Source organism: Achromobacter sp. JD417 (genome assembly GCF_041879325.1).
GTDB lineage: Bacteria > Pseudomonadota > Gammaproteobacteria > Burkholderiales > Burkholderiaceae_B > Achromobacter > Achromobacter mucicolens.
Map to the genome: position 1 here is coordinate 5,261,058 of NZ_CP087159.1, position 25,014 is coordinate 5,286,071.

General features: G+C 65.6%; 25 protein-coding genes and 1 tRNA gene. 13 read left to right on the forward strand and 13 right to left on the reverse strand.

What is annotated here, in order from left to right; translation table 11 throughout:
- Window positions 1–3: 3 nt before the first annotated feature.
- Genes nusB through ribBA form a run of 3 tightly spaced genes read right to left on the reverse strand, consistent with a single transcriptional unit; the run spans window position 4 to window position 2,198 of the window.
- Window positions 4–513, reverse strand: a complete 510-nt coding sequence (gene nusB, locus LN047_RS24265; protein ID WP_056325438.1) for a transcription antitermination factor NusB — start codon at window positions 511–513, stop codon at window positions 4–6.
- Entirely contained in the window at window positions 482–1,012 is a 531-nt protein-coding gene (ribH, locus tag LN047_RS24270) for a 6,7-dimethyl-8-ribityllumazine synthase (protein WP_373980442.1), read from the reverse strand. Before ribH ends, nusB begins: the two co-directional genes overlap by 32 nt.
- 10 nt (window positions 1,013–1,022) lie before the next feature.
- Window positions 1,023–2,198 (reverse strand): bifunctional 3,4-dihydroxy-2-butanone-4-phosphate synthase/GTP cyclohydrolase II, encoded by a 1,176-nt coding sequence (gene ribBA / locus LN047_RS24275; RefSeq protein WP_373980443.1) that lies wholly within the window; start codon window positions 2,196–2,198, stop codon window positions 1,023–1,025.
- Between the two features lie 149 nt (window positions 2,199–2,347).
- Between ribBA and LN047_RS24280 the strand changes: the two genes are divergently transcribed.
- The 7 genes from LN047_RS24280 (at window position 2,348) to LN047_RS24310 (ending at window position 9,524) form a co-directional block, all read left to right on the forward strand.
- The gene (locus tag LN047_RS24280; protein ID WP_373980444.1) at window positions 2,348–3,166 is read left to right on the forward strand and encodes an HAD-IIB family hydrolase; all 819 of its coding nucleotides are present in this window, start codon (window positions 2,348–2,350) and stop codon (window positions 3,164–3,166) included.
- 12 nt (window positions 3,167–3,178) lie between these two features.
- The gene (locus tag LN047_RS24285; protein WP_056325427.1) at window positions 3,179–3,991 is read left to right on the forward strand and encodes an IclR family transcriptional regulator; all 813 of its coding nucleotides are present in this window, start codon (window positions 3,179–3,181) and stop codon (window positions 3,989–3,991) included.
- Between the two features lie 147 nt (window positions 3,992–4,138).
- Window positions 4,139–5,137, forward strand: a complete 999-nt coding sequence (phnD, locus tag LN047_RS24290; protein WP_373980445.1) for a phosphate/phosphite/phosphonate ABC transporter substrate-binding protein — start codon at window positions 4,139–4,141, stop codon at window positions 5,135–5,137.
- Between the two features lie 6 nt (window positions 5,138–5,143).
- Window positions 5,144–5,914 (forward strand): phosphonate ABC transporter ATP-binding protein, encoded by a 771-nt coding sequence (phnC, locus tag LN047_RS24295; RefSeq protein ID WP_175156063.1) that lies wholly within the window; start codon window positions 5,144–5,146, stop codon window positions 5,912–5,914.
- Window positions 5,911–6,798, forward strand: coding sequence for a phosphonate ABC transporter, permease protein PhnE (gene phnE / locus LN047_RS24300; protein WP_062839588.1), 888 nt, complete (start codon window positions 5,911–5,913; stop codon window positions 6,796–6,798). Before phnC ends, phnE (LN047_RS24300) begins: the two co-directional genes overlap by 4 nt.
- On the forward strand, window positions 6,795–7,619 hold the full coding sequence (gene phnE / locus LN047_RS24305) for a phosphonate ABC transporter, permease protein PhnE (RefSeq protein WP_056325416.1): 825 nt from the start codon (window positions 6,795–6,797) through the stop codon (window positions 7,617–7,619). Before phnE (LN047_RS24300) ends, phnE (LN047_RS24305) begins: the two co-directional genes overlap by 4 nt.
- A gap of 246 nt (window positions 7,620–7,865) precedes the next feature.
- Complete coding sequence (locus tag LN047_RS24310) at window positions 7,866–9,524, forward strand: CHAD domain-containing protein (protein ID WP_373980446.1); 1,659 nt, start codon at window positions 7,866–7,868, stop codon at window positions 9,522–9,524.
- A 16-nt stretch (window positions 9,525–9,540) separates the two neighbouring features.
- On the opposite strand, the gene ftsY is transcribed toward LN047_RS24310, so the two are convergent.
- Window positions 9,541–10,605, reverse strand: a complete 1,065-nt coding sequence (gene ftsY / locus LN047_RS24315; RefSeq protein WP_373982181.1) for a signal recognition particle-docking protein FtsY — start codon at window positions 10,603–10,605, stop codon at window positions 9,541–9,543.
- Window positions 10,606–11,089: 484 nt separating this feature from the next.
- Here ftsY and rsmD point away from each other — a divergent pair, with 484 nt between their 5' ends.
- The 4 genes from rsmD to LN047_RS24335 all read left to right on the forward strand — a co-directional run bounded on the left by rsmD (window position 11,090) and on the right by LN047_RS24335 (window position 13,803).
- The gene (gene rsmD / locus LN047_RS24320; RefSeq protein WP_056325409.1) at window positions 11,090–11,695 is read left to right on the forward strand and encodes a 16S rRNA (guanine(966)-N(2))-methyltransferase RsmD; all 606 of its coding nucleotides are present in this window, start codon (window positions 11,090–11,092) and stop codon (window positions 11,693–11,695) included.
- Between the two features lie 18 nt (window positions 11,696–11,713).
- Window positions 11,714–12,217, forward strand: a complete 504-nt coding sequence (gene coaD / locus LN047_RS24325) for a pantetheine-phosphate adenylyltransferase (protein ID WP_056325406.1) — start codon at window positions 11,714–11,716, stop codon at window positions 12,215–12,217.
- A 114-nt stretch (window positions 12,218–12,331) separates the two neighbouring features.
- Window positions 12,332–12,583 carry a YfhL family 4Fe-4S dicluster ferredoxin gene (locus LN047_RS24330; RefSeq protein ID WP_042795127.1) on the forward strand — a complete coding sequence of 84 codons (252 nt, stop codon included), beginning with the start codon at window positions 12,332–12,334 and terminating at the stop codon, window positions 12,581–12,583.
- A complete protein-coding gene (locus tag LN047_RS24335; RefSeq protein ID WP_175156067.1) occupies window positions 12,580–13,803 on the forward strand; it encodes a benzoate/H(+) symporter BenE family transporter in 1,224 nt (407 codons plus the stop codon). Before LN047_RS24330 ends, LN047_RS24335 begins: the two co-directional genes overlap by 4 nt.
- A 19-nt stretch (window positions 13,804–13,822) precedes the next feature.
- Here LN047_RS24335 and LN047_RS24340 read toward each other — a convergent pair whose 3' ends face one another.
- Both LN047_RS24340 and LN047_RS24345 read right to left on the reverse strand, forming a co-directional pair.
- A complete protein-coding gene (locus LN047_RS24340; RefSeq protein ID WP_373980447.1) occupies window positions 13,823–14,209 on the reverse strand; it encodes an MOSC N-terminal beta barrel domain-containing protein in 387 nt (128 codons plus the stop codon).
- Window positions 14,206–16,704 carry an AsmA family protein gene (locus tag LN047_RS24345; protein WP_373980448.1) on the reverse strand — a complete coding sequence of 833 codons (2,499 nt, stop codon included), beginning with the start codon at window positions 16,702–16,704 and terminating at the stop codon, window positions 14,206–14,208. The genes LN047_RS24340 and LN047_RS24345 overlap by 4 nt, the downstream gene beginning before the upstream one ends.
- 357 nt (window positions 16,705–17,061) lie before the next feature.
- Here LN047_RS24345 and LN047_RS24350 point away from each other — a divergent pair, with 357 nt between their 5' ends.
- Together LN047_RS24350 and LN047_RS24355 are read left to right on the forward strand one after the other, a co-directional pair.
- A complete protein-coding gene (locus LN047_RS24350) occupies window positions 17,062–18,660 on the forward strand; it encodes an MDR family MFS transporter (protein ID WP_179690311.1) in 1,599 nt (532 codons plus the stop codon).
- A 3-nt stretch (window positions 18,661–18,663) separates the two neighbouring features.
- A complete protein-coding gene (locus LN047_RS24355; RefSeq protein ID WP_056325394.1) occupies window positions 18,664–19,107 on the forward strand; it encodes a MarR family winged helix-turn-helix transcriptional regulator in 444 nt (147 codons plus the stop codon).
- A gap of 143 nt (window positions 19,108–19,250) precedes the next feature.
- Here the strand turns inward: LN047_RS24355 and ychF are convergent, their stop codons facing one another.
- The 7 genes from ychF to ispE all read right to left on the reverse strand — a co-directional run bounded on the left by ychF (window position 19,251) and on the right by ispE (window position 24,906).
- Entirely contained in the window at window positions 19,251–20,342 is a 1,092-nt protein-coding gene (gene ychF, locus LN047_RS24360; protein ID WP_128828955.1) for a redox-regulated ATPase YchF, read from the reverse strand.
- Window positions 20,343–20,519: 177 nt separating this feature from the next.
- On the reverse strand, window positions 20,520–21,290 hold the full coding sequence (locus LN047_RS24365; RefSeq protein ID WP_373980449.1) for a type II CAAX prenyl endopeptidase Rce1 family protein: 771 nt from the start codon (window positions 21,288–21,290) through the stop codon (window positions 20,520–20,522).
- Window positions 21,290–21,886, reverse strand: coding sequence for an aminoacyl-tRNA hydrolase (pth, locus tag LN047_RS24370; RefSeq protein ID WP_179690318.1), 597 nt, complete (start codon window positions 21,884–21,886; stop codon window positions 21,290–21,292). Before pth ends, LN047_RS24365 begins: the two co-directional genes overlap by 1 nt.
- A 99-nt stretch (window positions 21,887–21,985) precedes the next feature.
- Entirely contained in the window at window positions 21,986–22,597 is a 612-nt protein-coding gene (locus LN047_RS24375) for a 50S ribosomal protein L25/general stress protein Ctc (protein WP_056325375.1), read from the reverse strand.
- A 149-nt stretch (window positions 22,598–22,746) separates the two neighbouring features.
- Complete coding sequence (locus LN047_RS24380) at window positions 22,747–23,697, reverse strand: ribose-phosphate pyrophosphokinase (RefSeq protein WP_056325372.1); 951 nt, start codon at window positions 23,695–23,697, stop codon at window positions 22,747–22,749.
- A gap of 174 nt (window positions 23,698–23,871) precedes the next feature.
- Window positions 23,872–23,948: transfer RNA gene (locus LN047_RS24385), tRNA-Gln, on the reverse strand.
- Window position 23,949: 1 nt separating this feature from the next.
- Window positions 23,950–24,906, reverse strand: coding sequence for a 4-(cytidine 5'-diphospho)-2-C-methyl-D-erythritol kinase (ispE, locus tag LN047_RS24390; RefSeq protein WP_373980450.1), 957 nt, complete (start codon window positions 24,904–24,906; stop codon window positions 23,950–23,952).
- Between the last annotated feature and the right edge of the window lie 108 nt (window positions 24,907–25,014).

The window sequence follows — 25,014 nt, forward strand, 5'->3', positions numbered from 1 at the left end:
TCGCTATCGCCGTTGCTGCGCCGCGGCCTGGACCTCGTGCGCGCGGACATCGGCAGCCAGCTTGTCGAGCACGCCGTTGACGAACTTGAAGCCATCGGTGCCGCCGAACGACTTGGCCAGTTCCACGGCTTCGTTGATGGCGACCTTGTACGGCACTTCGACGTGATGGATCAGCTCGAAGCTGCCGATCAGCAGGATGCCGTGCTCAACGGGCGACAACTCGGCCAGCGGACGGTCGACGTAGGGCGTGAAGCGTTCGCGCAACGCGGGCGCTTCGCGCAGCACGCCGTGCAGCAAGGTCTTGAACCACTGCGCATCGGCCTCGGAAAAGTCCTCGGTGTCGCGCAGATGGGCGTCGATCTCGCCGGCGTCCTGCGTGCCTTCGCCGCCGCGCAGCAGCCACGCGTACACGCCTTGCAGCGCGAATTCGCGCGCACGGCGGCGCGCGCTGCGCGCATTGGCGCGGGCCTGCGCCGCGCTATCAGCGCTGGTCGTCGTCTTCTTCGTCGTCAAAATCTTCGTCCTCGTCGTCTTCGTCTTCGTCTTCTTCCTCGGGTTCCAGCGCTGCCACCAGGTTGGCCATTTCGACGGCCACCTGGGCGCAATCGCGACCCTTGCCGGCGGCGCGGGCTTGCGCCTGCTCGTCGGTGTCGACGGTCAGCACGCCGTTCGCGACGGGGATGCCGGTTTCGAGGGAGATGCGGGTGATTGCCGTGGCCATTTCATTGCTGACCACTTCAAAGTGATAGGTTTCGCCGCGGATGACCGCGCCCAGCGCGATCAGAGCGTCGAATTCAAACGTCTCGGCCATGTGGGACAGGGCCACGCCCAGTTCCAGCGCGCCGGGCACGGTGGCGACCATCACGTCGCGCTCGTCCACGCCCAGTTCGGCCAGTTCCTTCAGGCACGCTTCGAGTTCGGTCTGGCCGATTTCTTCGTTGAAACGGGCGCGTACGATGCCGATGTGCAGCCCTTCGCCGTTCAGGTCGGGGGTAAGGATGTAAGGGTTCATGTGTCGGCCTTCAGTGTGTTGCGGGAGTGTTCTGCGGGTCGCAATCGTAACCCGTAATGGTGAGCGAGAAGCCCGCCATGCTGGGCATCTTGCGCGGCCGGGCCAGGAGCCTCATTTGACCCACGTTCAGGTCGCGCAGAATCTGGGCGCCGATGCCGTAAGTGCGCAGGCCGAAGCGGTCGGCGTTGGCGGAATTGGCCTGGGCCTTCGGGTCGTTCCAGCCTGCAATCTGGCCAAACAGGTGTTCCGTGGAGGACTGGCAGTTCATCAGCACCAGCACGCCGGCCGGGGCGGCGGCGATGGCCTCGAGCGCCTGGGCCACGCCCCAGCTATGCGGACTTGCGCCGGTATCCAGCACATCCAGCACGGACGCGGGCTCGTGCACGCGCACCAGCGTCTCGGCGTCGGGAGTCACATTACCATGCACCAGCGCCAAGTGGGCGGAGCCGGTGGCGGCGTCTTCGTAGGCCAGGGCCTCGAACGTGCCCCAGGCCGTCTGCATGGTGCGCTTGCCCACGCGCTTGACGATGGACTCGTGTTCGCTGCGGTACTGGATCAGGTCGGCGATGGTGCCGATCTTCAGGCCATGCTGGCGCGCGAATTCGACCAGGTCCGGCAGGCGGGCCATGGTGCCGTCGGGCTTGAGGATTTCGCAGATCACGGCGGCCGGCGTCAGGCCCGCCATGGCGGTCAGGTCGCAGCCGGCCTCGGTGTGGCCGGCGCGCACCAGCACGCCGCCGGGCACGGCACGCACGGGGAAGATGTGGCCGGGCTGGACCAGATCGGCCGGCTTGGCGTCGCGCGCCACCGCCACCTGGATGGTGCGGGCGCGGTCGGCGGCCGAGATGCCGGTCTCGACGCCCTCGGCGGCTTCGATCGATTGCGTGAAATTGGTGCCATAACGCGTGCCGTTGCGGGCGGCCATCATGGGCAGCTCAAGCTGGCGGCAACGTTCTTCGGTCAAGGTCAGGCAGACCAGGCCGCGGCCGTGCGTGACCATGAAGTTGATGGCTTCGGGCGTGACGAATTCGGCGGCCATGACGAGGTCGCCCTCGTTTTCGCGGTCTTCTTCGTCAACCAGGATGACGATGCGGCCGGCGCGCAGCTCGGCGATGATCTCGGCAACCGAAGCGATGCCGAAGGATTCCGGCTCGGAGCCGGGCAGGGAGGACAACTGGACGGACATGGCGTGACGCGTAAACCAGGCGGGAAAGCCCGGATTTTACCGCCCCTCTGGGCCGAACCCCTATTCGTGTCTGGACGGCCCGTCCGGAGGGGGCCGTCCGGTTAAACTTTCGCCCGGAGATCCCCCCAGAAAAACGAAGGAAAAACCTCATGCAAGCCCTTGCGGCCATGCCTTTGAACGTCGCGGCAGCCGTCCGCGTCGTCCTGACCGACATCGACGACACGCTGACCACCGAAGGCCGCCTGCCGGCCGACGCGTACGCCGCGCTTGAACGCCTGGAACAGGCCGGCATCCAGGTTGTGCCCATCACCGGCCGCCCGGCCGGCTGGTGCGACCACATCGCGCGCATGTGGCCCGTGCGCGCCGTGGTCGGCGAGAACGGCGCGTTCTACTACGCCTACGACCGCAAGGCCCGCCGCATGACCACGCATTACTGGACCGACGCAGCCTCGCGCCAGGAAAGCCGCAAGCGGCTGGACGCCATCCGCGACCGCGTCCTGGCCGAGGTGCCGGGCAGCGCCGTCGCCAGCGACCAGGACTATCGCGTGGCCGACCTGGCCATCGATTTCTGCGAAGACGTGCCCGCCCTGCCCGACGCCGCCATCAGCCGCATCGTCCAGATCTTCCAGGACGCGGGCGCGCAGGCCAAGGTCAGCTCCATCCACGTCAATGGCTGGTTCGGCGACTACGACAAGCTCACGATGACGCGCACCATGTTCCAGCGCGAGTTCGGCCAGGACGTGGCGGACGCGCTGGACAGCACGCTATTCATTGGCGATTCGCCCAACGACGAGCCGATGTTCGCCTACTTCCCGATCTCGGTCGGCGTGGCCAACATCCAGGCCCAGTTGCACCGCCTGACACACCGCCCCGCCTTCGTGGCCGCCTTCCATGGCGGCGGCGGTTTCGTCGAAATGGCCGACCGGCTGCTCGCCGCGCGCCTGCGCTCCCAAGTCCAGCCGGCCTGAGGTCAGCACACCGTGGCAACTTCCAAGACCGCGGCGCCCGCCAATGACGGCCGCCGCAGCATCCAGTCCATCGAAGTGGGCGTGCCGCTGCTGGCAGCCCTGGTCGACGCCGGCAAGCCCCTGACCCTGCGCGACCTCGCGGCGGGCGCGGGCATGACCTCCGCCAAGGCGCATCCTTATCTGGTCAGCTTCATCCGTGTCGGACTGGTGCAGCAGGACGCCACCACCGGCCAGTACGAACTGGGCCCCTTCGCCCTGCAGATGGGGCTGGTCAGCCTGCAGCGCCTGGATCCCGTGCGCGTGGCCATGCCCGAGATCGCCAAGCTGCAATCCGAGATCGGCCACACGCTGGGCATCGCGGTGCTGGGCTCGCACGGCCCCACCATGATCCACATGACCGAAGCCAGCTACCCGGTCCACGTGAACATGCGCAAAGGCACGGTGATGTCGATGCTGCACACCGCCACGGGGCTTGTGTTCGCGGCGTGGCTGCCCCCGAAGGTCAGCGAACACTACATCGCGCGCGAGGAAGGCGACACCGCCGTCATCGCCAGCGTGCCGCCCCCGCGCAAGGCCTCGCGCGCCAACATCGACGCGCAATTGGCTGACATCCGCGTGCACGGTATGGCCCGCGCGCTGGGCAATCCGCTGCCGGGCGTGGACGCGCTGTCCGTGCCGGTCTTCGACAACACGGGGAGCATCGTGCTGGCGCTGACCAGCCTGGGCCCCACGGGCCTGTTCGACGTGTCGTGGGACGGCGCGATCGCGCGGCCGTTGCTGGCCTGCGCGCAGGAGATCTCCCGCAAATTGGGCTTCCGCGGCTGAGCGCGCTTTCGCGCAAAAACGAAAACAAAGCGAACAAAACGAACAAAAGACGAAAAGAAAGGCAGGGACTTTCCCGAGTGTGCCGTCCCCGGTTGTGTGTTTGAATTCAGCAAACATTCAATTAATACCCATACGAGGAGACACACGATGCAAGCCTTGCGTCTTATGCAGGCGGCCGCGCTGGCCGCATTCGCTTTTGGAGCGTCCGCCGCCCAGGCCGCCGATACCTGCTCCAACCGCGGCGACCTGGACCAGATGTACTGCGACTCGAACAAGGACTTGGTGGCCGACACGCCGACCGATCCGTCCAAGCTCAAGACGCCTTCCACGCTGGTGTTCACGTACACGCCCGTGGAAGACCCGGCCGTGTACGAAGACATCTTCAAGCCCTTCACCAAGCACCTGTCCGAGTGCACGGGCAAGCGCGTCGTGTTCTATCAGGTGCAGAGCAATGCGGCTGAAATCGAAGCCATGCGCTCGGGCCGCCTGCACGTCGGCGGCTTCTCGACCGGCCCCACCGCCTTCGCCGTGAACATCGCGGGCGCCGTGCCGTTCGCGGTCAAGGGCTACGCCGACGGCTTCCAGGGCTACAACCTGATCGTCATCGTCAAGAAGGACAGCCCCTACCAGAAGCTGACCGACCTGAAGGGCAAGAAGCTCGCGCACACCGCCCCCTCGTCGAACTCCGGCCACATGGCGCCCGTTGCCCTGTTCCCCAAGGAAGGCCTGACGCCCGACAAGGACTACAAGGTCATCTTCTCGGGCAAGCACGACCAATCGGTCATGGGCGTGAACTCCGGCGACTACGACGCTGCGGCCGTGGCGTCCGACGTCTTCAAGCGCATGGTCGAACGCGGCCAGGTCAAGGAAGCCGACTTCCGCGTCATCTACACCAGCGAGAAATTCCCGACCTCGTCGTTCGCCTACGCGCACGACCTGGAACCGAAGTTCCGCGATCAGATGCTCAAGTGCTTCTACGACTACCGCTTCCCGCCGGAGATGTCCAAGGCCTTTGACAACGCCGACCGCTTCTATCCGGTGACCTACCAGAAGGACTGGGCCATCGTCCGCCAGGTCGCCGAGTCCGGTGGCGAAAGCTTCAACCGCGCGGCCTACGACCGCGAATCCGCCAAGAGCAAGAAGTAATCCAGCATGACGACGTCGCTACGCATTTCCGGCCTGGTCAAGGAATACCGGGCCGGCCGGCCGGTACTGAACGGCATTGACCTGCAGATTGCCGGGCAGGGGCTTACCGCCATCATCGGGCCGTCCGGCACCGGTAAAAGCACGCTCCTGCGCTGCATCAACCGGCTGATCGAACCCACCAAGGGCGAGATCGTGCTGCAGTCCGAAGACGGCACCGTCGATCTGGCGCAAGTGCGCGGCGCGTCGCTGCGCCGCGCGCGCCGCCGCATCGGCATGGTGTTCCAGGAATACAACCTGGTCGAACGCCTGACTGTGATGGAAAACCTGCTGACCGGCCGGCTGGGCTATACCTCGGCCATGAAGGCCTGGATGCGCCGCTTCGAGCCCGAGGACATCGAGCACGCCTACAAGCTGCTCGATACCGTGGGCCTTGCCGGGTTTGCCGACCAGCGCGCCGATGCGCTGTCGGGCGGCCAGCGCCAACGCGTGGGCATAGCCCGCGCGCTGATGCAGCGCCCGCAGGTGCTGCTGGCCGACGAGCCGACGTCGTCGCTCGACCCCAAGACCTCCGTCGAGATCATGGAGCTGCTGTCCGCGCAGGGCAGCGCCACGGGCATCCCCGTCATCGTCAACATCCACGACGTCGAACTGGCCCGCCGCTATGCCACGCGCATCGTCGGCATGTCGGGCGGCCACGTGGTCTATGACGGCAATGGACAGGGCCTGGATGCCACCATGCTCAAGACCATCTACGGAGGCGAGTCTTGGCTGGAATGACGCAACCCCGGGGCGCCATCCGCCCCTTCGCCATGTCCGGGCGCGCCAAGCTGGGCTTGCTGCTGCTGGTGCTGTACACGGTCTATGCGGCCGCGCAGCTCGACTTCAGCTGGTCGCGTTTCGAGGCCGGCATGGGGCACGCCTCGACGTTCCTCGCGCGCATGTTCCCGCCCAATTTCGAGAAGCCCGCCACCTTGTGGAAGGGCATCGCGGAAAGTCTTGAAATCGCGGTCCTGGCCTCGATGCTGGGCATCTTTCTTGCCCTGCCCGTCGGCCTTTTGGGCGCGCGCAACCTGATGCCCGCGTGGATCTCGTGGCCCGCGCGGTCGATCGTCGCGTTGTGCCGTGCACTGCACCCGGTCATCGTCGCCATCCTGTTCGTCAAGGCCGTGGGCTTTGGCGCGCTGGCAGGCATCCTGGCGCTGACCGTCGCGTCCATCGGCTTCATCGGCAAGCTCTTCACCGAGGCTATCGAGGAAATCTCGCTCAAGCAGGTCGAGGCCGTGCGCGCCACCGGCGCGTCGTTCTCCAACGTCATCGTCTTTGGCGTGCTGCCGCAGGTATTCGCCCGCTTCATCGGCTTTGCCACCTACCAATTCGACTCCAACCTGCGCAACTCCACCATGGTGGGGATCGTGGGCGCGGGCGGCGTGGGCGGCACGTTGTTCTCGGCCTTCCAGCGCTTCGATTACGACTTCGTCAGCGCCATCCTGCTGACCTTGATCGCGATCATCATGCTGGGCGAAATCCTGGCTGGCTTCGTGCGGGCGGTGTTCCTGGACAACCTGGGTTTCGACCGCATCCTGCAAAGCCGCTTTGCCGGCGCGCGGGGCCTTGGCACCAGCAAGCCGGCAGCGGCGCGCAAGGCGGAGGTGGACGAATGAACGCCCACGTTTCCCCCTTGAATCCCGCTGGCCAGCCGCGTGTCTGGCAACGCTACAGCATGGGCCAGCGCCTGCTGCGCTTTGCGCTGTACCTGCTGCTGGTGGCAGCCGTCGTGCAAGCGATCCGCGGCGTGGAGATCATTCCGGAGTTCCTGTATGACGCGCCGGAGCAGATGGCCGATCTCTTTCGCCGGATGTGGCCGATCGACTGGGCCTACTACCCGGATGGCGTGCATGCGGCGCTGATCGAAACGCTGCACATCGCCACCCTTGGGACCATCCTGTCGGTGTTCATGGCCGTGCCGGTGGGCCTACTGGCGGCCAACAACCTCACGCCCAGCAAGACCATCAACATGCTGGCCCGCCTGATCCTGGTGTCCAGCCGGTCGGTCAATTCGCTGGTCTGGGCGCTGCTGTTCATCGCCATCTTCGGACCGGGCGCGCTGGCCGGCACGTTGGCCATCGCCTTTCGCTCGATTGGTTTCGTCGGCAAGCTGGTCGGCGAAGCCATCGAGGAAGCGCAGCGCGGCCCCATCGAAGCCGTCACGGCCACCGGCGCCAGCAAGGCATCGGTGATCTGGTACGCCTACTGGCCGCAGATCCGCCCGGCGTTCTGGTCCATCGTGCTGCTGCGCTGGGACATCAACGTGCGTGAATCCGCAGTGCTGGGCCTGGTTGGCGCCGGCGGCATCGGCATGGCGCTGGACACCGCGCTGAACCTGTTCCAGTGGGACCGCGTTGCCCTGGTGCTGGCCGCCATCTTCGTGGTCGTCGTCTTGGCCGAAGTCATCATCACGCAGGCGCGCAAACGCATCCTGTAGCCCGTTTTACGCTTGTCGGTTTCCCCTGACAGCGCTCCTTCGCCGCCCCCTGTGGGGCGGCGTTTTCTATGGGCGGTTCCTTTCTGTTCGCAAGCAACGCAAAAGCGCGTCAGCGTCCTTGATCAGCCGCCTTGTTTTTGCGGCGCGATCACGTCTATCCTCCATGTGAACAAAATATGACCGGTCATCAAATCGCACCCGCGCCTTGATTAAGATCTCGGCTTTTGCCGATGGACACCCGCTGCCATGTCGGAACAGGAATTGAAACTGCACGTGCCCACGGCTTCGCGCCAGGCCGTGTTGCGTGAAGTCAAGCAGCGAGAGGCCACGCGCCTTCGCCTGCATGCCATGTATTTCGACACGCCGGAGCGCGAGCTTGCGCGGGCGCGCATCGCCATCCGGCTGCGGCAGGAAGGGCCCGATTGGGTGCAGACCCTGAAGATGCCTGGCGCCGACGCGATCTCGCGCATCGAGATGAACCACCCTCGTCCCGGTCCGGTGCTTGACCTGTCGGTCTATGCCGGCACCGAGGTCGAAGGCCCGCTGTCTTCCATCAAAGGCGAACTGGGCCTGCGCTACAAAACCGACGTGCAGCGCCTCTTGCGCAAGATCCGCACGCGCCACGGTACGGTGGAACTGGCCTACGACACCGGCATCCTGCGCGCGGGCGCGCTGGAATTGCCGATATCCGAACTGGAATTCGAACTGGTGTCGGGGCGCCCCGCCGCCATCTTCGCCGCCGCGCGCGGCTGGCAACAGCGGCACGCGCTGATCCTGGATCCGCGCAGCAAGTCAGAACGCGGCGACGCCCTGGCCCAGCTTGCGCAGCGCCTGGCCGAGGTGGACGCCGCCGCCGGCGATGATCACGAAGCGCGGCGTGCGCGGGCCATCGCCCAGTTCTGGGCGCCGCGCGGCGCCGCCGCCGTGAAGCTGCGCAACGACATGACGCCGTCCCAGGCCATGGGCGCGATCGCGGCCGAATGCCTGGACCAGATCTGCCGCAATGCCGCGGTGCTGGCCGAAGTCGACACCGAAGGCGTGTACCGCGCCGGCAATTCCGAACATGTGCATCAATTGCGCATAGGCGTGCGCCGGCTGCGGTCGGCCTGGAAGCTGTTCGATGGCTGGATCGCGCCGGTGCCCGGTTCCCTGCTGCAAGGCGTGCGCACCCACTTTGCGGCGTTCGGCGCCAACCGCGACCAGGACGTGCTGAACGAAACCGTCGCCCCCGCGCTGCTGCGCGCCGGCATGCCCGTGATCCCGATGGAAGCCGCGCCGCCCGAGGCGGATGCGCAGACCATTGCGGGCGGCCAGCCGTTTCAGGCCTGGCTGCTGGAACTGCTGGAATGGTCGCTCGACGTGCCGGCGGCACAGCCGGAAGCGGACGGCCAGACGATCGCCAACGGCACGCCCAGCGACGCCGCGCCCGAACCTGCCATCCGGCTGGAAGGCGGCATGGCCGGTCCCGTCGTCAAGCCCACCATCATCCCGATGCTGACGCCGGAGCCGCAGCCGCAGCGTCTGCACAAGCTCCTGGCCCGCCGCCTGCACCGTTGGCACGGCAAGGTGGCCGACCAAGGCACGCACTTCGCCTCGCTGGACATCCCCACCCGCCACGAACTGCGCAAGCGCGGCAAACGCCTGCGCTACGGCCTGTCTTTCGCCGAATCGCTGCTGCCCGCCAGCAAGCTGCGCGGCTATCGCAAGCTGCTGTCCCGCGTGCAGGACGTGTTGGGCGAAATCAACGACCTGGCGATGGCCAAGGACTACTACCAGTCGTGTACGGCCACGCATCCGCAGGCCTGGTTTGCGCTGGGCTGGATCAGCGCGCGTCTGGACGAACTGGTCATCGAGGCGCAGCAAGCCTTCGATGATCTGGCGCGCAGCAAGCCATTCTGGAAGTGACAGGTATCGCGCGGCTTCAATCCGCCAGCAATGCCGCCGCGAACTCGTCCGCCACGAAGGGCTGCAGGTCTTCCAGGCTTTCGCCCACGCCAATCCAATACACCGGCACTGGACGCACGCCCTGGCTGCCGGCAGCAACGGCCGCCAGCGTGCCGCCCTTGGCCGTGCCGTCCAGCTTGGTCACGACCAGACCGGTCAGGTTGATGGCAGCGTCAAACGCGCGGATCTGCGCCAGCGCATTCTGACCCGTGTTGCCGTCCACCACCAGCAGCACCTCATGCGGCGCGGACGCATCCGCCTTGCCGATGACGCGGCGGATCTTCTTCAGTTCTTCCATCAGGTGCAGCTGCGTGGGCAGGCGGCCGGCGGTATCCACCATCACCACGCCCATGCCGCGTGCGCGGCCGGCATTGACCGAGTCGAACGCCACCGCGGCCGGATCGCCGCCGTCCTGCGAAATCACGCTGACGTTGTTGCGGCTGCCCCATTCCACCAGTTGCTCGCGCGCGGCGGCGCGGAAGGTGTCGCCGGCGGCCAGCAGCACGCTGGCGCCCTGGCGCTGGAACGTATGCGCCAGCTTGCCGATGGAAGTCGTCTTGCCCGCGCCGTTCACACCGGCAATCATCACCACCAGCGGTTGCGTGCGCTTCAGGTCAAACGCACGCTCCAGCGGGCGCAGATGATCGGCCAGCAACTGGCGCAGGGCCGTCTTCACCTTGGCCGGGTCCTCGATGCGTTCCTTCTTGACGCGCGCGCGCAGCGCGGTCAGGAGCTTCTCGGTGGCCTCAAGGCCCGCATCGGCCATAATGAGGGCCGATTCGAGTTCCTCGAACAGGTTCTCGTCGACCTTTACGCCGACGAAGATGCCGCCAATGCTCTGGCCGGTGCGGGACAGGCCCTGCTTCAGGCGCGACAGCCACGAGGTTTTCTTGGGCGCCTCGGCGAGTGCGGGTTCCGGGACGGCTGCAACGACGGGTGCGGGGGCTGCGACAGGGGCAGGCGTTGATACTGGCTCGGGTACAAACGCAGGCGTTGATACCGGCGCAGGCGCCGGGACCACGGGTGCAAGCGAGGGCGCGATGACGGGTGCAGGCGGCTGCGGTGCGCGGAATGGCTCGACGGCTGGCGCGGCGGAAGCGGCTGCTGCAGGCGCCGCGACCGGCGCGGAAGCCGGCGCGGTGCGCGTGAGGGACGGCGCGGCCGGAGCCGGGGACGGCGCAGGCTGCGCGGGCGTCGCCCCTGGCGCAGGCGCGGATGAGACCGACGGCGCTGGCGCTGGCGTAGGCGCAGCCGGAACCGGCGGCGCCGCGGGCGGGGCCACCGGCGGGGTTACCTCCGGGGTCACAGGCGGGGTTACAGGCGCCGTCACAGGCGCGCTGACCGGCGCGGCGACCGGCGCCGCAGGTTCCGGCCGAAGCTCGGGCGAAGACGACGCCGGCGACGGGCTGGACGGGGCAGAAGACGGCTCCGCGGGCGCGACTGGCGCGTCGGCAACCTCCGGCGGCGACGCGGGCTGAGCCGGCGTGGCGGGCGGAGGGGATTTTTTCTTGAAGAAGCGGCTAAACATGGGTAACAAGTATATTCGTATCGTCGGGGGCCAATACAGGCGCACCCCCATCGCCGTGCCCGACGTGGAGACGCTGCGTCCCACGCCCGACCGGGTCCGCGAGACGCTGTTCAACTGGCTTACGCACCTGTGGGGCGGCGAGTTCGCCGACAAGCAGGTGCTGGATCTGTTTGCCGGCAGCGGCGCCCTGGGCTTCGAGGCGGCCTCGCGCGGCGTGGCGCATGTGCAGATGGTCGAGCGGGACAAGACCGCTGCGTCCGCGCTGCGGACACTGCGCGACAAGCTCAAAGCCGACATGATACGCATCCATGTGGGCGATGCGATGCAGGTCGCCGAACGGATGGATGCCTCGCGGTTCGACCTCATCCTGCTGGATCCGCCCTTTGGACAGGGCTGGCTACCGCGCCTGTGGCCGATCCTGCCGGGCATTTTGACCGATCACGGGCTAGTCTATGTCGAGGCGGAATCCGCCATCGAAGCCCCCGAAGGATTCCAGATTCTGCGGCAGGACAAGGCCGGCGCGGTCCACTTCCATCTTTTGGAATTTGCTGCGATGCGCAAATCGATCAATAATCCGGCTTCGGAGGATGGTGTAGACCACTAATAACGGTACGGAGCTCGCATGATCATCGCTGTTTATCCCGGCACTTTCGACCCGCTGACCAGGGGCCACGAGGACCTGGTTCGCCGTGCAGCCACGCTTTTCGACAAAGTCGTGGTGGGGATCGCCACTAGCCGCAACAAGAAGCCCTTCTTCAGCATCGACGAGCGCGTGGACATCGCACGCGAAGTGCTGGGGCACTATCCCAACGTGGAAGTGCAAAGCTTCGGCGGCCTGTTGAAGGATTTCGTTCGCGAACAGAATGGCCGCGTCATCGTGCGTGGACTGCGCGCCGTGTCCGACTTCGAATACGAATTCCAGATGGCCGGCATGAACCGCCATCTGCTGCCCGACGTCGAGACGCTGTTCATGACGCCGTCCGACCAGTACCAGTTCATCTCGGGCACCATCGTCCGCGAAATCGCGCAACTGGGCGGCGACGTCAGCAAGTTCGTGTTCCCCTCCGTCGAGCGCTGGCTCCAGGAAAAGGCCAAGGAACGCCGCGAACAGTCCTGGCCGGGCTGAGGCGCCCCGCCTGCACCATCCCCAAAGGGGCGCGAAGGCGCCCTTTTCGCGCTTTCCGGGCCCCGGCCGCCCAGCGCTACAATGGCCGGGCCCCTCGCCTTTCCGTAGCCCATCATGGCCCTGACCATCACCGAAGAATGTATCAATTGCGACGTTTGCGAGCCCCAGTGCCCGAACGAAGCGATTTCCATGGGCGAGGACTACTACGTCATCGACCCCGACCGGTGCACGGAATGCGTCGGCCACCACGACGAGCCGCAGTGCAAGGTGGTCTGTCCGGTGGAATGCATCGAGCTGCACCCGCAATGGAATGAAGGCCAGGAGCAGCTCATGGCCAAATATCGACGCCTGACCGGTGCCGCATGAGCGACACGGCGCCGCCAAGCATCAATCTTTCCCCCTCCCCACACCACGCCCGACGCGACCTCTCCGCGTCCGCGGTCGCCGCGGGGCTGGTCGCCGTCCTGGTCAGTTTCGGCGGCACCGCCGTGCTGATGGTGCAGGCGGGCCACGCAGCCGGCCTGGACGCGGCGCGCATCGGCTCATGGATCGGCTCGCTAAGCCTCGTACTGGGCCTGGGCGGCGCGTTTTACAGCCTGCGCACGGGCCTGCCCGTGGTCATGGCGTGGTCCACGCCCGGCGCGGCGCTGCTGGTCACCGCGCTGGCCGGCGTTCCCTTCAATGAAGCCGTGGGCGCCTTCGTGCTGGCAGCCGGCCTGACGCTCGCGTGCGGACTGTTCGGCTGGATCGATCCCATCCTGCGCCGCATTCCCGGCGAGGTCGCCGCTGCCATGCTGGCAGGCGTGCTGCTCAATTTCGGCATGGGCATCTTCAGCAACATCAACAAACAGCCCGCGCTGGTGCTGGCCATGTGCGCCGCCTACCTGCTGTGCCGCCGCTGGGCGCCGCGCTACGCCGTGCTGGTGGTGATGGCCGTGGCCGTGGCCATGGCGGCCGCGATGGGCCTCATGCAGGTCGACCAGCTGGACTGGCGCCTGACCGAATTCGTCTGGACCACGCCCGCCTTCAGCGCGCAGGCGGCGGTCAGCCTGGGCATTCCCCTCTTTGTCGTCGCCATGGCCTCGCAGAACCTGCCCGGCCTGGCCATTCTGCAGGCTGCCGGCTACCGGCCGCCGGCCTCGCGCCTCGTGGCCGCCACGGGCCTGCTGGGCCTCCTGGCCGCCCCCTTCGGCGCGCACAGCGTCACCATGGGCGCGATCAGCGCGGCCATCTGCACGGGGCCCGAAGCGCATCCCGATCCGGGCAAGCGCTACATCGCCGCCGCCACCTACGGCGTCAGCTACGTCGCGCTCAGCATCGTTGCGGGCGCGGTCGCCGTCTTCTTCCAGGCGCTACCCGCCGCCCTGCTGGCAGCGTTGGCCGGCCTGGCGCTGCTGGGCACCATCATGGGCGGCATGGCGGCTGCCATGGCCAACCCGCAACGACGCGAGGCCGCGCTCATCACGCTGCTGGCGACGGCCTCGGGATTCAGTTTCTGGGGAATTGGTTCGGCCTTCTGGGGCCTGGCGGCGGGCCTCGTGGCCCACACCGCCTTCGAGTACAAGCGCGCCCGCGCGGGCGCTTGAAAACCGGCGCTGGCCGCCTTCAGGCCGGCCAGTGGGTCACGGGTGTGTCCGGGTGGACCTTCATGATGCGACAAGGCACCTGCACGAAGTTCGAAATCCAGGCCGCGGCCAGCTCGCCTTCGTCGACGACGTCGATGGTCTGCTCGCCCACCAGCATGCTGTAGCGCACGCTGTCGTCGTCTTCGATCACGTCCAGCGGAATATCCATGCGCAGCATGCCCGGCGCCTTCAGCACCAGGTAGCCCAGGCGCAATTCCACCGACACGTCGGCCAGCCTGGGGCACAGCGCGCGGTTCAGCCACTGCCCGGAATCATTGGCGACCAGCCACTGGCGATGGTAGGCGGCGGCCTGCGCCTGCGTCGTCACGCCGCATTCGGCGATGGGCTGGAATTGGTCGTCGCTCATTTGCCCAACAGTCCCTTCAACGCCTTGTCCACCGCGGCGCCGCTCTTGCCCTTGCCGGAGACCGCTTCCTTGAGCTTGTTCTCCAGGCTGCGCTTCAGGATGCCGCCGATGGCGTCCTTCCAGAGCAGCGTGTACGAGGGGTTGTCGAACGGGCCCTTGAAATGGACGGGAATGGTCACGTCCTTCAGGTCGATCAGTTCCTTGCCGTCGGGATTGGCCGCCGGGTTGATGACACGCGCGCGCGCCACCAGATCCAGCTCGCTCTTGACGAAGTCGATGGTGGCCGGATCGCCCTGCGTGACGCGCAACAGCGGCGACACGAAGCTCAGGCGCTTGACCGTCGCCACGCCCTTGGCAATGGCCAGGTCCGCATCCATTTCGGAGAACTGCGTCTGCTTGCTGGTGTCGGCAGCCACGGTCTCGTTCTGCGCGTCCGGCGAGAACCGGGCCTTCAGGTCGCGCAGCGTCTGCGTCAGGTCGATTCCCTTGACCGCGCCATCGCGCAGGCGCACTTGCAACGCGCCCGCCAGCCCGCTCTTCATGGCGTAGACGTTGGCGCCCCCGGTCTTCAGGTCCAGCATCAGGTTGCCCGTGCCGCTCAGCACGTCCCGTTTGGCCAAGTCCATCAGCAGCGGCTCGATGGCGATATCGGCCAGCGTCATCTTGGTCGCGATCTGATTGCCCTGCGCCGCGTCCACCGACAGGGCGCCGGCCAGCTTGCCGCCGTAAAGCCCTGCCGCGAGGTTGGAGATGTCGAGCTTGCCCTTGTCCAGCTTGACCGCCGCCGACACTTCGTCGGCCTTCAGGCCGCGCACGACCAGCTTGCCCACTTTCAGCGTGCCGTTCACGCTGGGACCCACCAGCGCGGACAGGTTGATCGTGTCGTCGGGGGGCGCGGCCGGCGCAGGCGCCGGCGCGGGCTTGCTGTCGTCCTTCTTGCCGTCCGCAGGCGGCTTGGGCGGCGCGGCCAAGACCGGCGGCACCAGCTTGTCCAAGTCCAGCGTGTCCACGGCCAGCGCAAACTTCATCTGCGGCGTGTCAGACAGTTTGGTGATGTCGGCGCTCAGGTCGAACTTGCCGCCTTCCAGCACCGCGTTGATCTTGCTGGTGGCCTGGTCCTTGAGCAGGTCCACCGTCAGGCTGCCGATCACCGGGATCTGCAGACTGCCCTTGGGCAGGCCCGGATCGGTGATGTTCACGTCGCCACGCAGCGCCGACATGGCGCCGCTGCGCATCAAGAGATTCAGGCTGAGCGGCGACGCAAAATTCAGCTTCACCACCCGTTCGCCCTTCTTGGACGTGCTGTCCAGCTTGGCTTCCTTGATGTCCAGTTCGCCGGCATTGCCGCTGATGCCGTTCAGGCCGAAGCTGGCGTCCAGGCCGCTGATGCGCACGCGGCCGGTCAGGGCCTCGCCGGTGGCGGAGGCGGGCGAGATATTGAGCGCCGGCGCATCGACCGCCAGTTCAAACGGACCATCGGCCACGCCGCCCTTGGCGCGCACGGCCAGTTTTTCGATCTGGAGCTGGCTCTTGTGCGGGTCAATCGCCAGTTTGGGAATTGCCACGCTGGCTTCCACATTGGTCGCCTTGACCGAAGGTTCGGTCACGTCGCCCTGGAACAGGAGTTCCAGACCTGCCACGTCCAGCGCGGACTTCTGCCCATTGAAGGCCAGGTTGCCGCGCATCACGAGGCTCTTGGCCTCCGCGCCGGGCAACTTGCCGTCCATGCGCAAATCAAGCTTTTGCGCGGCATAGCGCTTGGCCGAGGGGTCCAGCGTCAGCAACGCCTGGCCGGTCAGGTTGGCGTCGACGCGCGGATAGCCGCCTTCGACCCGGGCCGACATCCGCACATCGAAAGGCTGGTTGAACGTGACGCGGCCGGTATTGGCGTTGATACGGGTCACCGCGACCGCCATGCCGGTGATCGCGTCCTGCATCTGCACTTCGCCGTCCTTCAGATCCAGGCCGGCGATGTCGATCTGCATGTTGTTGCGCGACGTCGGCAGGGGGCCGCCGGTAATCGCCTGCGCGGCGGTCTGGGCCGCGCCCACCAGGGCCTCGGCCGGATTGCCGGGGGCATCGGTGACAGGCGGCGTGCCACCCACCAGATTGCTGAAATTGAACTGGCCCTGCTTGTCGCGCACCACGCGCGCCTTCAGGCCGCTGATGGCAACGTGGTCCACGACGAAGCTGTTGGACAGTAGCGGCCACACGGCCACGGCCAGCCGCGTGCTCTCGATGGAGGCAAAGGTGTCCGTGCTATTGGGTTCGGACAGCGACACGCCCTGCACGTACAGGCCGATCCGAGGAAAGAGCGAAAGCTCGATCTCGCCGTCGATCGTCAACGTGCGCTGATAGCGTTCCTGGACAAGCTCTTCCAGCTTGTACTTGTACGCGTTGGGGTCGAATGTCAGCAAGAAGATGGCCAGGCCGACGACGGCCACGACAACCAACACTACCAGGCCTATCAAAATGCGCTTGAACCACGTTTTCATTGCTGCCCCGTCGGTACCTCGACTGGAAATCCTTGATGCCGACCACCGCGCCAAGCGCGGAGGAAGGTGCGTTGCCGGCGCAAGTCCGCCGGCCTATTGAACTGTCTGCATTCCAGGGCTTGCCACCAAGGGCTTGCCTTTCAGGACGTGTCCTCGCGCCTGCCGAGCCTGCGGCATGGGCGCCAAAGGAAGGTGCTACCGAGGAAGGCCTGCTGAAGACGCCGGTAACCCAGCGTGCAGATAACCGCTATCGTAACAAATCAGGCCGGTCAGCGGGATCGGCCAAGCTGACGGCTTCCTGTCGGACGGATTGTAGGACTAGAATGTTTGATCGATCAATTATTGATGCGTCCAACAATGACCGCCCCCGCCCCCACTTCCCCACACTCGCCCGGCCAGATCCTGCCCTTCCGGCAAACCCTGCTGGCCATGCTGGGCATGTGCTTCGTGATGATGCTGGTTGCCATCGACCAGACCGTGGTGGGCACCGCGCTGCCCACCATTGTGGCGGAGCTGCGGGGCTTCGAACTCTACGCATGGGTCGCGACGTCGTACCTCCTCACCTCCGTCATCACCGTGCCCATCTTCGGCAGGCTGGGCGACTACTACGGACGCAAACCCTTCGTCGTGGCCGCCATCGTGCTGTTCACGCTGGCCTCGGTCCTGTGCGGCGCGGCTGACACGATGCTCGAACTGGTGCTGGCGCGGGCACTGCAAGGCATCGGCGGCGGCATGCTGGTCGGCACGGCCTTCGCCTGTATCCCGGATCTCTTCCCCGATCCCCACGTGCGCCTGCGCTGGCAGGTAATGCTCAGCGCCGCCTTCGGCATCGCCAACGCCGTCGGCCCCACGCTAGGCGGCGCCCTGACGGAACATTACGGCTGGCGCTCCGTCTTCTACGTCAACCTGCCCATCGGCATCCTGGGCCTGTGGTTCGTCGCCCGCTACCTGCCGCACCTGCGCAACCAAAACCCCGGCAAGGTCCGGCTGGATTGGCAGGGCGCGCTGCTGATTGCCGTGGCGCTGGGCGCCCTGCAACTGCTCGTCGAGCTCCTGCCCAAGGACGGCTTCACGCCCTCACTCATGCTGCTGGGCGCCGGCAGCATCGCCGCCTTCGCCGCCCTGATCTGGTGGGAGCGCCGCTGCCCGCATCCGCTTCTGCCCCTGGACATGTTCCGCAACCGCGGCCTGGCCACGCTCTTCACCCTGGCCTTGCTGGTCGGCGTGACCATGTATTCCCTGCTGTTCTACGCCCCCCTGCTCCTACAGGGCGGCTTCGGACTGTCGCCCCAGCAGGCGGGCCTGCTCATCACGCCTATGGTGGTCTTTATCACCGTCGGCAGCATCGTCAATGGCCGCATCATCACCCGCATCCGCAACCCCAACCGCATGCTGTACGCCGGCTTCATCCTCATGGCGTTCTCGTGCCTGGGCATCGTCACCACGCACAACTACACCTCGCACCTCTTGATTGCCGGCTACATGCTGATGGCAGGCCTGGGTATGGGCTTCATCATGCCCAACCTCACCGTCTTCGCCCAACAGACCGCCGGCCGCAGCCACCTGGGCATCGCCACGGCGCTGCTGCAATCCCTGCGCATGATCGGCGGCATGCTGGGCACCGCGGTTGTCGGCACCATGGTCAGCCACAGCTACTTCAACGGCGTGGAATCCACGCTGCGCGGCGCGTCCGCCCAATGGCTTCCCAAACTCAACGACCCGCAGATGCTGGTCAACCCCGCGGCCCAGACCGAGTTCCTGGCACAATTGGCCCATCAAGGCCAGGACGGAACGTCGCTCATCGAAATCGCGCGCATCGCGCTGGTGGGCGCCATCCACGAAGGGCAACTCATCGCCCTCGCCGTCGCCGTCTTCGCAATCTGGTGCGTGCGGCGCGTGCCCCTGGTGCAACTGGTCCGGCCATCCAAACCGGAGCCCGCCGGCGTCGGAGAGTAGCTTTTGCCCAAACAACAACAAGGCCTGCAAGTTATCCAGCACATGGGCCAAACCTACCGCGTGATGCAAAGCGCCTTCAGCAGCAAGGTCGGCCACGCTTTGCCGCGGTGGCGGATATTGCTGGCGCTGCATGAGAACGGGCAGTGCTCGCAGAAGCATCTGGCGGAACGTTGCCGGCTGGATCCGGCATCATTGACGCGGCAGTTGCAGGCGATGCAAAAACTGGGATGGATTTCGCGGGCGGTGGATGCCGACGACAACCGGCTGACGAATGCGACGCTGACGGCTGAAGGGCAGGCGGTGGTGAACGAGGCGCTGCCGAAGCGGGCGCAGTTCTTTGAGGAGTCGCTTAAAGGGTTGTCCGCGGCGGATGTGGATACGCTGAATCGGGTGTTGAGCGTGTTGGAGGAGAATTTTGTCAGGGCGGCGGGGGATCGGGGCGGTTGAGCCATCGGCTTCCTGCGTCCTGATGGGACGACCTGCGACACACGAAAAACAAAAAACCCTCGGCCATCTGGCTCGAGGGTTTTTTTGTTTGACGCGTTGCCCGGGGGGTGCCGGACTTCCGCGGCAAGCCTATTGCCTCTGCATCACACGTTAAACAAGAAATTCATCACATCGCCATCCTGCACGATGTATTCCTTGCCTTCCGCGCGCATCTTGCCCGCTTCCTTGGCGCCCTGCTCGCCCTTGTACGTGATGTAGTCCTCGTACGAGATCGTTTGCGCGCGGATGAAGCCGCGTTCGAAGTCGGTGTGGATGACGCCGGCGGCCTGGGGCGCGGTGGCGCCGATGGGCACGGTCCAGGCGCGCACTTCCTTCACGCCGGCGGTGAAGTAGGTTTGCAGGCCCAGCAGCTTGAAGGCGGCGCGGATCAGGCGGTTCAGGCCCGGTTCTTCCATGCCCATGTCCTTCAGGAAGGCTTCGCGGTCGGCGTCGTCGAGGTCGACGATTTCGGATTCGATGGCGGCGCAAATCGCGACGACGGGCGCGTTGCGGGCGGCGGCGAATTCGGTCAGGCGGTCGAGCAGCGGGTTGTTGGTGAAGCCGTCGTCAGCGACGTTGCCCACGTACATCGCGCGCTTGGCGGTGATGAAGCAGAGCTGGGCGATGTCGGCCTTTTCTTCGGTCGTCAGGTCCAGCGAGCGGATGGGCTTGGCTTCGTTGAGCTGGGCGACGCACTTTTCCAGCACGGCCACGAGGCGTTGCGATTCCTTGTCACCCGAACGCGCGGTCTTCTGGTGGCGTTGCAGCGCCTTTTCGGCGGTCTGCAGGTCGGCCAGGGCCAGTTCGGTTTCGATGACTTCGATGTCGGCGATCGGGTCGACCTTGCCGGCGACGTGGATCACGTTGGGATCTTCGAAGCAGCGCACGACGTTAACGATGGCATCGGTTTCGCGGATGTGCGAGAGGAACTGGTTGCCCAGGCCTTCGCCCTTGCTTGCGCCGGCGACCAGGCCCGCGATGTCGACGAATTCGACGGTGGCGGACAGGATGCGTTCGGGCTTGACGATTTCGGCCAGCTTCTGCAGGCGCGGATCCGGCACTTCGACGACGCCGACGTTGGGCTCGATGGTGCAGAACGGATAGTTCTCGGCGGCGATGCCGGCGCGGGTCAGAGCGTTGAAGAGTGTCGATTTGCCAACGTTGGGCAGGCCGACGATGCCGCATTGCAGAGCCATGGGAATCCTGTGTAAGTACGGTATTGAGCGTTAACGGCGTAGTTTACCCCGGCGGGGTGAAACGACGCCTTCCTGGCGGACGTGATGCGGCCCCGAGGACGCCGCCGGCGAAACGCAGCCGACATGGCTACCGGGCATGCGCCCTTGCCTTCAGGCCGCGCGCCCCGGCCCGAAGCCTTAACCGGCCGCGGCCGGCGCGTAGCGCATGACCAGCCAGATCATCAGGATGGGGCCGGCGTTGAACACGGAATGCAGCAGGATCGCGGCTCCGATGCCGCGGCGCACGCGCATCCAGCCCAGCACGAGGCCGGTCAGCCATTGCGGCAGCACCAGCAGCGGCAGCAGCCAGTAGGGCGTCTTGTTGTAGACAAAATTGGTCAGATGCACCGCGGCAAACGTCAGCGCGACCAGATGGAACACGACGCCGAAGTGCTGCAGGTAAAACCTGCGCCAGTTGGTGTCCCAGCCTTTAAGCGGCTCAGGACGTGCGCGCAGCCCCCACACCGCCAGCAAAATGAACGCGGCCAGCAGCAGTCCCGTCCAGAGCTTGGGGCCCCACAGCACGACCGGCACCAGCGCGGGGATGAGCCACAAGGCCTGGCGCGGTCGGCGCAGTCCGTAGCGGAACAGCATTTCCTCGACCAGCGGCGCCCACAGCACTGCGGTCAGCCAGGGAATGTTGTGCGGGTCGAGGCGATGCGTCACGCCGCCCAGCCCGGCGGCGGCCACGGCCACGGGGCCCAGCGCGAAGAGGTTGATCGCCCACAGCACGGCGGCCCAGGCCAGAAGGCGCCCCGGCCCGATGCCCGGCCACCAGTCGGCGGCAAGGCCGCTGCCGCAGGCGCGACGCGGCAGCCGCGACACCGGATGCGGATGGCGGACGAAGCGCCAGAAGTCGGCGATCTCGCTGCGAAAGCGCAGCTTCCGGGTGGGCTGGCCTAGGCTCATCAGGACTCGTTGCCGCTATGCAGCTGGCGCGTGGCCAACGCGAAGTCGCCCGACAGCATGGCGGGCACGACGGCGCGGCAGCGGTCGATGACGGCTTCGATTTCCTTTTGTTCCTCGCGGCGCGGGGGGTGCAGCACGAAGTCGGCGACCTGTTGGGCGAGACCCAGCGTGCGCGGATGGCCGATGCCGATGCGAAGGCGCCAGAAGTTGGGGCTGCCCAGCGCGGCCTGGATGTCCTTCAGGCCGTTGTGGCCGGCGTGGCCGCCGCCCTGCTTGAGCTTGACCTGTCCGGGCATGAGGTCCAGTTCGTCGTGCAGCACCAGCACTTCTTCCGGCGTCAGCTTGTAAAAGCGCGCCAGCGCGCCGACCGCCTGGCCGGAACGGTTCATGTAGGTGTTGGGCTTGAGCAGCAGGATGTTGTCCGCGCCCTGGCGTGATTTGGCCACCATGCCGAAAAAAGACTTCTCGAGCGCAAAAGAAGTGCGCAGATCGTCCGCCAGATGGTCGGCCAGCCAGAAGCCGGCGTTGTGCCGGGTGGTTTCGTAGTCGGGACCTGGATTACCCAGTCCCACGATGAGGCGTATGGGAGTAGACATGATGGGGGTGTTTAAACCAAAAAACCCTGCGCATGCAAATGCACACGCAGGGTTTCGGGCGTAAGCCGCGGGAAAGCCGCAAGGGCTTTCCCGCAGGACTTAGGCGGCCGGAGCAGCTTCTTCGGCTTCGTCGGCAGCGGCAGCGCCACCCTTGGTGACCGCGGCGGCCAGCAGGGGGTTGTCTTCACCGCCGTGGGGGACGTAGGTCACGCCCATGGGCAGCTTGATGTCGGCCAGGTGGATCGAACCGCCGGCCAGCACGTCAGCCAGGTTCACTTCGATGAACTGGGGCAGCGCCGACGGCAGGCAGGTGATTTCCAGTTCGGTCGTCACGTGGCTGATGATCGCACCGCTCAGCTTCACGGCCGGCGAGATTTCAGCGTTCACGAAGTGCAGCGGCACCTTGGTGCGCAGGGCTTGGTTGGCGTCGACGCGCTGGAAGTCCACGTGCAGGACTTGCGGCTTGTAGGCGTGCCATTGAACCGAACGCAGCAGAACTTGCTCATCCTTGGCGCCTTCGAGCTGCATTTGCAGGATCGATGCGTGGAATTCTTCCTTGCGCAGCGCGTGGTAGATCTCGTTGTGGTCGAGTTCGATGTTCAGGGGGGCAGCCGTACCACCATAAACAATGGCGGGAACGCGGCCCGCGCGGCGCAGGCGGCGGCTCGCACTCGAACCCTGGACGCTACGCGCAGTGGCAGTAAATTTCATGGATAACTCCGAAACAATAAAGGTGAAGAGACTTCACCGGTTGAAATCACGGCGCGCAAAGGGCGCGCCGTGCTTGTTTGCACCTTGCCGCGACCAGCAAGGCGCAAATAACTGGAAATTCGGGCTGTGATCCGATCGACGCGAACGCGTCAATCGACGAACAGCGAGCTGACCGATTCGGCGTTGGAAATACGCAGGATGGTCTCGCCCAGCAGCGCGGCGCACGACAGCTGGCGGATCTTGCTGCTGGCTTGGCCTTGCTCGGAGAGCGGAATGGTGTCGGTGACGACGAGCTCGTCGAGTTCCGACGCTTCGATGCGGTCGATGGCGCCGCCCGACAGCACGGGGTGCGTGCAATAGGCGTAAACGGCGCCGGCGCCGCGGTCTTTCAGGGCCTGGGCCGCCTTGCACAGCGTGCCGGCGGTGTCGACCATGTCGTCCATGATGATGCAGGTGCGGCCGTCGACTTCACCGATGATGTTCATCACTTCCGACACGTTGGCGCGCGGACGGCGCTTGTCGATGATGGCCAGATCGGCTTCGAGCTGCTTGGCCAGCGCGCGGGCGCGAACCACGCCGCCGATGTCCGGAGACACCACGACCAGGTTGGAGAAATTGCGGCGCCAGATGTCGCCCAGCAGGATCGGACCGGCGTAGATGTTGTCCACGGGAATGTCGAAGAAACCCTGGATCTGGTCGGCGTGCAGGTCCATGGTCAGGACGCGGTCAACGCCAGCGACCTGCAGCATGTTGGCCACGACCTTGGCCGAGATGGCCACACGCGCCGAACGCGGGCGGCGGTCCTGGCGGGCATAGCCAAAGTAGGGAATCGCGGCGGTGATGCGGCCGGCCGACGCGCGGCGCAGGGCATCGACCATCACCATGATTTCCATCAGGTTGTCGTTGGTGGGCGCACAGGTGGGCTGCAGGACGAAGACGTCCTTGCCGCGCACGTTCTCGTTGATCTCGACCATCACCTCGCCGTCCGAAAAACGACCGACGGTCATCTTTCCCAGGGACATATCGAGGTGGTTGACTACGTCCACGGCCAGCCGAGTGTTGGCGGTGCCCGTGAAAATCATGAAGCTATCGTTTGCCATGATGGATGATGCGATGGTCGTTTGAGACACTAACGAGTGATGCGGGGTGGTACCTGCGGGTGAGACCTAGTGCAGCACAATCAACTTGCACCAGCGAATCCGGAAAATAAAAAAGCTGCTGAACCCGGGCCAGTGTCTTACAGGCGTGTTCAACAGCTTTTTTATGTATTCGGTTGGCTGGGGAGGAAGGATTCGAACCTTCGCATGCCGGAATCAAAATCCGGTGCCTTAACCAGCTTGGCGACTCCCCAACTATCTTGCAATCCAATTCCGCAACGGATGTTCAGCTAATCCAGTACATGCCTGCACTAACCGAAACCGTGGATGCGTTTGGCTGAATGTTTTATCAGCGCCGCGCATTATAGCGGTTATTTCTTGTTCTGCCAAAACGGCCTGCGATGTTTCGGAAAATTCGGCGAATAAACATGCGCCTGATCCCGACATGCGAACAGGGAAACCCCGCTCAGCAAGCCACCGCGATGCCCCAAGTACCTCAGGATAAAGACGGTAGACCACCGGCTCCAAATCATTTCTTCCGTAAAGCGCGCATCCTTTGGCAAATTCACCGCTGGCAAATTCACTGCTAGATTCGCTAGGCAAAAATGTTTGCGAAGCAAGAAAGTCCGCTATTGTGATGTAAGAAGAATCCCTTGTCAAATCGGGTGCGGAAAAAATGCCAACGGTCGGCACGCTGGCGTCCGGTTGCGCCACCAGATAGGCGCGTTCGGGCAGCGTCACGGCCGTGAGATCTTCGCCAATACCCTGCGCGAATGCTGACTGGCCGAAGACGAAGACGGGCACGTCCGCGCCCAGCGGCAACGCCAGCGCCATGAGTTCCTGACGCGACAGTCCCGTGTTCCACAACCTGTTCAATGCGATCAGGACCGATGCCGCATCGCTGGACCCGCCGCCCAGGCCGCCGCCTTGCGGAATGCGTTTTTCAAGGCTGATCTGCGCGCCCTGGCGCGTGCCCGTGGCCTTTTGCAGCGAGCGCGCGGCGCGCACGGTGAGGTCCTCATCTTCCGGGACGCCTGGCAGGTCGGTGGCGCGGCTGATGACGCCATCGGCGCGCACCTCGAAGTGCAGCGTGTCGCACAGATCGATGAAGCGGAACACGGTCTGCAGCAGGTGATAGCCGTCGGCGCGGCGGCCCACGACGTGCAGAAAGAGATTCAGCTTGGCGGGAGCGGGAACGTCGTAGAGAGTCACGAAAGATAACCGGTGCGAAAGGATTCCGTCATTCTAGCGAGACGGGCCGGCGCGCCAGGAAAACTGGCGGGCCGGCCCGTGCGCCCAACGCGTGTAGACACGCGCTGA

Excerpts from the sequence above, each read along its gene's own strand:
- ribH (WP_373980442.1), bottom strand. The coding sequence starts at position 1,012 with ATGAACCCTTACATCCTTACCCCCGACCTGAACGGCGAAGGGCTGCAC.
- ribBA (WP_373980443.1), bottom strand. The coding sequence starts at position 2,198 with ATGTCCGTCCAGTTGTCCTCCCTGCCCGGCTCCGAGCCGGAATCCTTC.
- LN047_RS24280 (WP_373980444.1), top strand. The coding sequence starts at position 2,348 with ATGCAAGCCCTTGCGGCCATGCCTTTGAACGTCGCGGCAGCCGTCCGC.
- phnD (WP_373980445.1), top strand. The coding sequence starts at position 4,139 with ATGCAAGCCTTGCGTCTTATGCAGGCGGCCGCGCTGGCCGCATTCGCT.
- phnC (WP_175156063.1), top strand. The coding sequence starts at position 5,144 with ATGACGACGTCGCTACGCATTTCCGGCCTGGTCAAGGAATACCGGGCC.
- phnE (WP_062839588.1), top strand. The coding sequence starts at position 5,911 with ATGACGCAACCCCGGGGCGCCATCCGCCCCTTCGCCATGTCCGGGCGC.
- phnE (WP_056325416.1), top strand. The coding sequence starts at position 6,795 with ATGAACGCCCACGTTTCCCCCTTGAATCCCGCTGGCCAGCCGCGTGTC.
- LN047_RS24310 (WP_373980446.1), top strand. The coding sequence starts at position 7,866 with ATGTCGGAACAGGAATTGAAACTGCACGTGCCCACGGCTTCGCGCCAG.
- rsmD (WP_056325409.1), top strand. The coding sequence starts at position 11,090 with ATGGGTAACAAGTATATTCGTATCGTCGGGGGCCAATACAGGCGCACC.
- coaD (WP_056325406.1), top strand. The coding sequence starts at position 11,714 with ATGATCATCGCTGTTTATCCCGGCACTTTCGACCCGCTGACCAGGGGC.
- LN047_RS24330 (WP_042795127.1), top strand. The coding sequence starts at position 12,332 with ATGGCCCTGACCATCACCGAAGAATGTATCAATTGCGACGTTTGCGAG.
- LN047_RS24335 (WP_175156067.1), top strand. The coding sequence starts at position 12,580 with ATGAGCGACACGGCGCCGCCAAGCATCAATCTTTCCCCCTCCCCACAC.
- LN047_RS24340 (WP_373980447.1), bottom strand. The coding sequence starts at position 14,209 with ATGAGCGACGACCAATTCCAGCCCATCGCCGAATGCGGCGTGACGACG.
- LN047_RS24345 (WP_373980448.1), bottom strand. The coding sequence starts at position 16,704 with ATGAAAACGTGGTTCAAGCGCATTTTGATAGGCCTGGTAGTGTTGGTT.
- LN047_RS24350 (WP_179690311.1), top strand. The coding sequence starts at position 17,062 with ATGACCGCCCCCGCCCCCACTTCCCCACACTCGCCCGGCCAGATCCTG.
- ychF (WP_128828955.1), bottom strand. The coding sequence starts at position 20,342 with ATGGCTCTGCAATGCGGCATCGTCGGCCTGCCCAACGTTGGCAAATCG.
- LN047_RS24365 (WP_373980449.1), bottom strand. The coding sequence starts at position 21,290 with ATGAGCCTAGGCCAGCCCACCCGGAAGCTGCGCTTTCGCAGCGAGATC.
- pth (WP_179690318.1), bottom strand. The coding sequence starts at position 21,886 with ATGTCTACTCCCATACGCCTCATCGTGGGACTGGGTAATCCAGGTCCC.
- LN047_RS24375 (WP_056325375.1), bottom strand. The coding sequence starts at position 22,597 with ATGAAATTTACTGCCACTGCGCGTAGCGTCCAGGGTTCGAGTGCGAGC.
- LN047_RS24380 (WP_056325372.1), bottom strand. The coding sequence starts at position 23,697 with ATGGCAAACGATAGCTTCATGATTTTCACGGGCACCGCCAACACTCGG.